The organism is Bacteroidia bacterium (assembly GCA_016218155.1).
Lineage (GTDB): Bacteria > Bacteroidota > Bacteroidia > Bacteroidales > GWA2-32-17 > GWA2-32-17.
Genome location: JACREQ010000021.1, coordinates 1 through 9,915, shown reverse-complemented (window position 1 = coordinate 9,915; position 9,915 = coordinate 1). Strand labels below are relative to the sequence as shown.

The window sequence follows — 9,915 nt, the reverse complement described above, 5'->3', positions numbered from 1 at the left end:
GTAATGGGCATCCATAATCCGTTTACCCCTACCAGCCAACTCAATGGCTCTTAGTTCAATATCATATCTTAAATACGATTTCCAATTGTTAAATACTACTGACGATCCACCCGCGTAAGGGAAGCAAAATAACTTCATATTATATTCCTATTTAAAATTCGAATAATTTTTCTTCGCCATACTTTAAAATTTCAACTTGAGAAAAAAGATTTACCTTTTCTTTAAACTGCTCTGGGTTTGAGTTTAGTGAAGGTATTGTATTAAAATGGCAAGGTACAACAACCTTCGGTTTAACCTTTTCTGTTGCCCAAACAGCTTCAGTTATACCCATCATGTAGTTTGAGCATATTGGTACCATCATTATATCAATTTCATATAATTTCGATAAATACTCCATATCACTATAGAAGGCTGTATCACCTGTATGGTAGAATGTAACTTCGGGGGTATTAACAATAAACCCGCACGGTGCAGCTATTCCCGAAGAATGAATTGCTTGGGTGAAATATATCTTTACATCATCTTTTTGAATCTCACCCCCAATATTTCCTCCTAAGAAACGACACCCTTTTTCACCCGAAAACTCTGCCAATTCAAATACTCCAATAAAAATAGCATTAGTATTTTTACAAATCCTTATAGCATCATCTAAACCATGATCAGAATGATCATGGGTAACCAGAACAAAATCTGCTTTCTTAATTTCAGTGTAACTCTTATAAGGACTTACAGGATTTCCATCTATCCACGGATCTATAAGAAAAGTGTATCGCTTTGTTTCTATTTGAAAAGCGGAATGCCCAAGCCATGTTACCTTTATCATTTCATTTTTATAAAAAATTTTCTGTACCAAAGGTAAATTAACCTCTAGTAAAGAAAAATATTAATTTAGAATTTAATTAAACCCGCGCTTGAGGGGGATTAGCATACTCAGGTTTCATTTTTCCATCGTCATCATATGGCCATTCGTAATTATACTCTGGGTATTCACCATCATCATTGATTCCTGGTTTATATTCATTTGTCCAAGCATCTTCTTTAGCTTTGCGTTCCTCGATAGTTAGCCCTGGAAGTAATTCATAACATAACATTTGAATCCATGAACCTTGCATAAATTTTTTCATTCCTTCGTCCTGTGGATTTTCAAATACATCACAAACAGCTTTTCTCAGATTATCAGTAGAACCTATATATCTTGGATGAATAGGAGTATCATGGATAATACCAAAGATTCCAAAAACAGCTGGTTCTTCTGGTAGTTCATCTAAATTATCCTTTTTATCCAAATTATAATCCTTGTGATATACTTCTTGTTTAACTACTCTTTCATTAAAAATTGGATTCATAGCAAGAAAATTATTTGTTATTATAAATTCTATTTATTGCTTTGAGACATCATTATTGTATAATCCTCGTCACTTACAGGTTCCAACCATCCTATCCCTTCGCAGGTTTTTAGGTCGATATCGGCAGTACACTTTACCTTATCATAGTTTAGGGTTAATCCACCAACTAAATGAACTGTACCTTTAGCATTCTGAAAATCCGCATTTTCAAATTTACAAAATCTACGGTCTAATTGAACTCCAAGTTCAGTTCCTGTTTTTTTAAACATTACATGTACATAATCTCTATCAATACATTCTTTTAATGCTTCCGCTGTCTTTTCAGGTCTAGCACATTCAACCTCTTGCTCTTTGGTCAATCTTACTACCAATTCATTAAGTTCTTTTTTCATCTTTCTATATTTATTTTTGATATTTATAGCTCAAATCCTTTGTTAAATTCCACTCTCCAAACGAGCTGAGAAAGTTTCTTTTCTTCATTTAGCCTATAAGTCAGCATTTTATGAACCTCCAATTCTTTCCAAATTTCTTCGAGTTTTGAATCATCCGTTGGGGTTAGAAAAAATATAGCTGCGGTAAGTCTTGTTAGTAGATTTTCATAGGGTAGCTCCCATGCAGAGATAAGATTTCTCTCTTTCATTTCATCTAAATGCTTCTTTACAGCTTTAATTTCCGGAACATTTCCAATTTGTGCCATAGTGTTAATTCTTTTAGGGTTATTAGTCAATTATTTATTTGATTTATTATTATAAAATCGTATCCTCTTATTAAAAAAAATTACAGTAAACTAACTATAAACTTTTGACATTAAGCTACATAATGAATTTGAAAATTCAACAGGGTTTTCCAACTCATAACCTTCAATTAGCAATGCTTGGTTAAAAAGTATTTCGCTGATATTTTTTAAATCTTCAGTGGAATTCTCAGTTTTATATACTTTTTCAATAACAGGAAAAATTGGATGATGGGGGTTAATTTCTAAAATTTTTGATGCTTTAGGTGCAATCTGATTAACACCCTTAAGCAGCTGTTCCATATTAAACGTTGTCCCTGAGTTTGTATTTACAAAACATACTGGACTAGAAATTAACCTTTTACTAATCTTAACTTCTTTAACCTTACCCTTGAGATGCTCTTTAATAGCATTTAGCATATCTTTATATGCTTCATTCTCATATTCTTTATCTGGATTCTTATCTTTAGCATCGTCACTCGGATTTTGCTTAGTAAGTTCCTCAAATTTAAAGTCCTCTCTAGTAACCGATTGAAGTTTAATATCTTTATACTTATCCAGATTTTGTGTTAAAAATTCATCTATCTTATCAACGAAATAAAGTACTTCTACTTTCTTATCCTTGAATACCTCTAGTTGGGGCATTCTTTTAATTGTTTCAATATCCTTTGCTGCAGCATAATATATCTCCTTTTGACCCTCGGGCATACGTTCAACATACTCATTTAATGTTGTCATCTTCGATTCATTAAATGAAGAGTGAAATACAAGTAAATCTTCAAGTTTCTCCTTATTCTTATACTCCATATAAATACCACCCTTGATTGCTTTCCCTAATTCAAGCCATACCTCTTCGTATTTCTCTCTTTTTTCCTTTAGCAGTTTCTTTAATGCTTCAATTACCTTACTTTCAAGGGATTTTCCAATAATCTTGAGTTGGGCATCGTGTTGAAGAATTTCTCTAGATATGTTAAGCGAAAAATCAGGAGAATCTACTAGACCACGAACGAATCTTAGATGGTCGGGCAGCAAATCCTTACAGTCATTCATTACAAAAACATTCTTTGAGTAGAGCTGAATTCCTTTAGAGTATTCCCTATCATATAGGTTTGAAGGGGCTTTGGATGGAATAAATAGTAGTGCTGTAAATTCTACTTTTCCCTCAAGGTTAAGATGAATTACATCTGCAAATTCATTCCAATCGTGAAAGTGATGCTTGTAAAACTGAAAATATTCATCGATGGCAATATCCTTCTTGTTCTTTTTCCAAATAGGAGTAATAGAATTTAATATTTTATGGTCAATTACTATTTCATCCTTAGCACCTTCTATTACTTTCCCATCTTTATCGCGAGGTTTTTCTTCGCGATAAAAATCCATATTAATCGGGTAACTAATATAATTCGAGTATTTTTTTACCAGATTCGAGATGGTATACTGATTAGAAAAATCTTCCTCTGGGTTTGAAGTTTCAACAGCACCTTCCTTTAGATATAGTGTAATTTGTGTTCCTCTTTTTTCGGTTTCAATCTCTTCAATTGAATATTCACCAAATCCTTCGGACTCCCATCTAACACCTTTTTCAGATCTTGCTGAGCGAGTAATAATTTCGACCCTATCAGCTACCATAAATGAAGAGTAGAATCCAACTCCAAATTTGCCTATCAAATCTAAATTTTTTTCTTCTTTAAGTTTTTCAACAAATGCCTTTGTCCCAGATTTTGCTATTGTACCAATATTTTCAATCACTTCATCAATTGTCATACCTATTCCATTGTCAGTAATTGTCAATGTTTTATTGTTTTTATCGACATCAATAACAATTTTAAGTTCATGATCGCTTCCAAGAAGTTCGGGTTCTGTTAGAGATTGAAAATGAACCTTATCCAAGGCGTCTGATGCATTTGAAATAAGTTCACGCAAAAAAATCTCCCGATGTGTATACAATGAGTTAATCATTAAACTGAGTAACTCTTTTGTTTCTGCCTGAAATGCGAGAACCTTTTTTTTATTATTTTTTTTAGTCATATTACTAAAATAAATTGTTAATTAATTCTTACACCATTTTAACCTCCACATGTCAAAATTTATGCCTTTTTCAAAATATTGATTCAAAGTAATTTTGTCATGTCTCATTGGCATTGTCATTTTAACATTTTATAATTCAATTCCTTCCCATACTTTAAAATCTTTGTCTACACTATTTTTCTCAAATAGTACTGTAACTCTTTACTATGATCCCATTGATTAGGATAACCAAAGGATACTTCTTCATGCTTTACCCTTCTGACGATTTTTGATGATCGCATATGTAAATGCCCATATACCACTATTTTAATATTAAATAGGTCAAGCCATTTCTCGGTTAGAGTAGTCCCACACCAAATAGAAAACCTTGGATATGTATATATTCTACCAAGTTCTTTTAGTAGAGGGTAATGGCTAATCACTATTTTAGGAATCTTATAGTCAATAGATGCTAGCCGTTGTTCAGTATAAGCGCATCTGGCTCGACACCAATCTTTAATTGAGCTATACGGCTCAGGTATTAGTAACTCTTCATCGGCGCAGATAACTCCTGATTCAGAAGCCCATTCTACCTCATTACCCTCCTTAACAAAGTCTGGTCTAAAGCTGTAATCGTAAAGAGTCAGAATTGGGATTACCATATAAGTTATTTCTTTATCAGAATATGTCGGATATTCATCTTCTGGAGTAATCACACCATATTTTTGGCAAATCGAAACTAATTTTTGATATTTATTTTCTCCTTTTAGTGCATTTTTATTTAATCGATGAGTCCAAAGGTCATGATTTCCTGGAGTCCATACTATTTTTTTAAACTTGGGTGTTAATACTGATAACGCAAACCGTAAATGTTCTTCCGTTTCTCCAATATCCCCCGCAAGTATAAGCCAATCTTTATCAAAATGAGGTAATTCTATTAATGCCTTACAATTAACGCTGTTTGCTAAATGCAAATCACTTATTGCGTATATACTCATTATTATGCTAAAATATTTTGATAATATGTTGGAAACAATTTATAACGGTTCAATAAATGACTGTTGAATTCGATTATTTATGTTATGAAATTCTATACACTGAGATCTGATAGCTTTAATTGATTCATCGGAGTAATAAGCCAATCCTGCACCTTTGGGAATACCAATCCCTTGTGTACCAGCTTTTTCTGAAAGCAAGCGATCTTTTAACCCTTGCCATAAATCATCAGAATGAACATCAATTATAAAAGGAACTAATTGCAATGATTTTAAATCTTTATTCTTTTTTGTATCACCATGCTTCTTGAATTCCTGTATGCCTAATTGAATTGCCCCTGCCGAAATTCCTATCAGAATTGCACCATTAGTATATCGTTCAGTAATTATCCTATCCCAGCCATTTCGTTGTATTGTGCCCCATCCTTTCTCTGCATCGCCACCCGCTAACAAAATGATATCTGAATTTTTCAAATATGTTGTATCCGCTGTATCAGGATCTGATTTAATCATTCGACAATTATGAATATCAATCTGTTGAAATGCCATTTGAAAAATTTCATAGTATTGCGGGTTATCATTGTTTGATGCTCCAATATAAGCTGCTTTTATTTCAATATCTTTTATTTTCCCACTAAAAAGCTTTTTTATTCTATTTAAGAACAATCCATCCTTATCCGAATAAAACAGTAATTGACTATCAGCCAATAAAAAAATAGGTTTTATTGTTTTCTCCAAATTACTCATCTCTAAAAGTAATTTATAATTTGAACCTACCTATTTCCGCGGTCTTATACAATTGCTCCGCTAATAGATTCTTTTTCTTTATACTCAACCATTTTTCCCATGTCCATCTTTATTATTCTATCGGCTACATCAAAGTAATTATCATCATGGGTAATAGCAATTACTATTTTCCCATTTTTCCTCATTTCTGGTAATAATTTGCGATAAAAAATCCTCTTAAACTCAGGATCCTGATCAGCAGCCCATTCATCAAATAGGTAGATTTGTGAGTTTTCCAGAAAACACTTCATTAATGATAATCTTTTACGTTGACCGTTTGAGAGATCTATAGTAGAAAAAGATCCATTAACAACACTAACTTTTTCCTCTAATCGCAATAGTTTAAGCAAATCGGACAACTCCTCTTTTCTATTATCGGTGTCAATTCCATAAAGTGTTTTGAATATGTGATTGTTACTAAATATCGTTGAATAATGCTCTCCCAGCTCACGATTATTAATTTTACTTCCATTAATCTCAATAAATCCTTCATTTGCTACATATAATCCTGTTATGAGGTTTGCCAATGTTGATTTACCGCTTCCATTGCCACCAATAATGAATAAAATTTCACCACTATTAATATTTAGGTCAATTGGTCCAACTTTAAAATTATTATCCTCTTTTCCTTTTTCATACTCAAACATCAATTTCTGAATCGATAGAGTATTAACTTTTATACTTTTGCTTCTATTCATTAAAATATCTGTCAGTTCTAAATCAGGCTTAATCTCTTCAATAAAACCTTTTATTCTATTCCATGCTACTTTAATTTGGATGATATTAGGTATTGAGTTTAATATTCCATTTATAGGACCAATTAAATATAATATAATCATAATAATACCATATAGTTTATAACTTGGTATCTCAGGAAATACAAAAGGGATAACAAAACTAACAGTACATAAAACCATAATTAGAAGTGTTTCGCCAACCAAAAATGCATTCACGAATTTTATTAATGCAAAACTAGATTTGTCTCTTAATTCAGAACAACAGACTCCAACTTCATCAGTATACTCTTTTTTCTTCATTCCGGATAAACTTAATTCTTTAAAACCGGACAATAATCCATTTATTAACCCAGAAAAAACATTTGCTGTATCTCTTGCTTGCTCAAATAGAATATTGGTCCTCTTACTAATTATGTAATATAAAGCTGCAACACAGAGTATCACAGAAAGAATTGAGAACATTGCCGTTAAGGAGATGGTTCCGAGATAAATAAAAACACCAATTATAGTTATTGCATTTGATAATAAACTAATTACGATATTGACTGAGTTAGAAATCGTTGCTGTATCTTGAGTTAATGTAGCATATATTCGTCCATTATCTATTTTTTCGAATTTTTGGAAAGAAGATCTGAAAATTTTATTCATTAGCCTCATGCGTAGTTCATAAACAATAGATAATGAAATATTTATAAGTTTAGTTTGTACAATTTTCCTACTTGAAATATAAAAAACTAATGCCAAAGTAAAATAGTATAATAGGAAAACTATTTTGGTTTCATTTCCAATAGCGTTCAATAAAATTAAAATTATACACATATTTGCTAAGCCAGACATTATGCTGAGAATCACAATCATTGGTAATGACCTATAATATTTATTTTTTGTAGGAATTAACATTGATAGTGCGCTCAGGAACCAAACTCCAATTACTATACTAACAAATAAGATACATCCAATCAGGAAACTATTTGGAGCCCATACAGTAACAAGCTGCCAAGAAAAATTCATCATTGCCTTAGGCAATAAATAAATGCCATAAATAAAAGGAATTGTTAAAAGAAACCCTCCTGCAAGTATCAATACTTCTCTTATGTTTAATGCCTTAATTTTCCTTTCTCCTAAAACTATCCCTTTAATAATCCATGCTAATAGGATAAGTATTCCAATTATTAAAACGCTAAGAATAATAGAAATCAAAGAACACATCTTATCAATACTATTTTCAGGTTCTGAATTTTCTGATATTTTCTCACCATTAAAAATCTTCAAAATTATTCCTCCTAAATAATTGGTATACTCACTATTGGAATTTGCTAATAGAATTATCCCCACTTTTTTATCAGGAATAAATCCGATAAAGGATGAAAAATTCGGATTCAAACCACTATGATATATTTTTAGTTCTCCATAGGGATTTACATACCAACCAGAAGCGTATGAAGAGGAACCAATAGGTTTAACCGTAAAATCGGGTAAGTGTGATCTCTTTATTATTCCTTCATAACAATTTGTATCCAGAGAAAGTTGATACTTTAACCATTTAGCCATATCCTCACCATTTGATATAATATAACCAGCTGGATTATTACCATCAAACCTTGGAGCATCATATTTTAAGGTAGAAAAGAAACTAATTTTATATCCTTTAGAGAAATCATTATTGACAGGTTTTCCAACAGAAGTGTATTTTAAATCCAAAGGTTGAAATATATATTTTTGTAAGTATTCTTCGAATGATAGGTTACTAATCCTTTCGATAATTAATCCAAGAATATCATAGTTAACTGTAGCGTATTCATAATCTGCACCAGGGCTGTTTTTTAATTGATAATTGTTTATCAAATTCACTGTTTTTTCGAGCATCTTAGAGCCTTCACCTTGGGGAATCTGAGAAATTGACTCCATAGGAATTCCTGACGTATGATGTAAAAGTTGATTTATTGTTATTTTAACTTCTTTTCCATTGAAATACGTTTTAAACCAAGGTATGTATTTAGATACATAATCATCTAACCCCAGCAAACCTTCTTCTTTCAAATGGAGAATCGCCAATGCAGTAAAAGCTTTAGATGTTGAACCTAACTCAAATAGAGTTTTGGAGGTAATAGGAACTTTATTTTCAATATCTGCATATCCAAAATTTTGAATGTATGTTTTATTTTCATCTACAATAATGGCCGACAATCCAGGGATATCTGCTTTATTAAATGCAGTCTTAATTTCACTCCACACAACTCCATAAGGATTTTGAGCAGTATCAGATTGAGCGAATAATGTAATAGATGATATTTGAGTATAGATTATAATCGTTAGCCCAAATAGGAAAAATTTTGCTTTCATATAATTTATTTTGATATCAATTTATTTTTAACCAGAATAAAATCGAATGTATTAAAAGCATAAGTAATTCACTGGTAGTTCTTTAGGAAAATAAAAAAGGAAATGCTTCTTTTTCTCTTCAAATTGAACTTAATCAAATAACTTGGCATATAAAATGCATAATATGCACTATTTCAATATTTGAAATATAAATAATAAATATGCACCTGCCTTAACAAGAAAGTACTATTAAATATCTATTAGAAGAATATAGTAAAGGAAGAAATCTGAATAAAAGAATTGAATAATAAACTAATAATGCATTTATCAAAAATACCGCTAACCATTTAAGAAATTACAATTGATTAAATAGCTCCGCTACAGAAAATCACATTATTCTATTTTGCTGTATTTTTGCTTTCAAAGATATTTTTTTTTAACATCATTCCAAAACGATACTTATATTTAAGGCGAATTAATAATAATTGCTCGAAAAAATAATTATTCATATATCAATGTGCTATTTTGATATTAGATTCTATGAGATTTTTAATGTTAATCTGCTCTAACATATTTCTAGAAAACAATCTGTTGAAAACTAGCCAACGATCCTTCATGAGATATAAACAAAGTAAAATGGGATTTTTTCCACCTTGAAAGATTTCTATCTATTCATATAAATAATGCCTTGTAACTATTTTGTCCAATAATTGAACAAAATAATTTCAAGGCATAGTTTAAAAATTAAAACGAGGGTTTATAAGAAACCTCCCTTGAATGAAGAATTCCGAGAAGTTTTTCTTAAAACCCAAGGTGTATGTTCTAGGGGAAACTAGTTTTTAGAAATTAACCAGTTTTTTGCATTATCTAAATTGTTAAAATACTGTATTTCAACACCAAATGCATTCGATGCGTTTTTATTGGCACCTTCCATACTTAGTTTCCCAAAAATATCATCAGGAACAACAAAGGCAAAATATCTTAATCCT

10 protein-coding genes are annotated in these 9,915 nt (G+C 31.1%); all 10 read right to left on the bottom strand.

The window, feature by feature from the left end:
* Positions 1-138, bottom strand: a 138-nt coding sequence (locus HY951_02870; GenBank protein ID MBI5538973.1) for a thioesterase, incomplete at its 3' end; no start/stop codon positions are given.
* 13 nt (positions 139-151) lie between these two features.
* Entirely contained in the window at positions 152-823 is a 672-nt protein-coding gene (locus HY951_02865; GenBank protein ID MBI5538972.1) for a metal-dependent hydrolase, read from the bottom strand.
* Positions 824-899: 76 nt separating this feature from the next.
* Positions 900-1,346 (bottom strand): hypothetical protein, encoded by a 447-nt coding sequence (locus HY951_02860; protein MBI5538971.1) that lies wholly within the window; start codon positions 1,344-1,346, stop codon positions 900-902.
* Between the two features lie 29 nt (positions 1,347-1,375).
* Positions 1,376-1,738 carry an MbtH domain protein gene (locus tag HY951_02855; protein ID MBI5538970.1) on the bottom strand — a complete coding sequence of 121 codons (363 nt, stop codon included), beginning with the start codon at positions 1,736-1,738 and terminating at the stop codon, positions 1,376-1,378.
* 23 nt (positions 1,739-1,761) lie between these two features.
* Positions 1,762-2,043, bottom strand: coding sequence for a hypothetical protein (locus tag HY951_02850; protein MBI5538969.1), 282 nt, complete (start codon positions 2,041-2,043; stop codon positions 1,762-1,764).
* A 90-nt stretch (positions 2,044-2,133) separates the two neighbouring features.
* Entirely contained in the window at positions 2,134-4,107 is a 1,974-nt protein-coding gene (gene htpG, locus HY951_02845) for a molecular chaperone HtpG (GenBank protein MBI5538968.1), read from the bottom strand.
* 167 nt (positions 4,108-4,274) lie between these two features.
* Complete coding sequence (locus HY951_02840) at positions 4,275-5,084, bottom strand: metallophosphoesterase (protein MBI5538967.1); 810 nt, start codon at positions 5,082-5,084, stop codon at positions 4,275-4,277.
* Positions 5,085-5,123: 39 nt separating this feature from the next.
* Positions 5,124-5,828 (bottom strand): Type 1 glutamine amidotransferase-like domain-containing protein, encoded by a 705-nt coding sequence (locus HY951_02835; GenBank protein MBI5538966.1) that lies wholly within the window; start codon positions 5,826-5,828, stop codon positions 5,124-5,126.
* A 44-nt stretch (positions 5,829-5,872) separates the two neighbouring features.
* Positions 5,873-8,947, bottom strand: a complete 3,075-nt coding sequence (locus HY951_02830; GenBank protein ID MBI5538965.1) for a cyclic peptide export ABC transporter — start codon at positions 8,945-8,947, stop codon at positions 5,873-5,875.
* 811 nt (positions 8,948-9,758) lie between these two features.
* Positions 9,759-9,915, bottom strand: a 157-nt coding sequence (locus tag HY951_02825; GenBank protein MBI5538964.1) for a hypothetical protein, incomplete at its 5' end; no start/stop codon positions are given.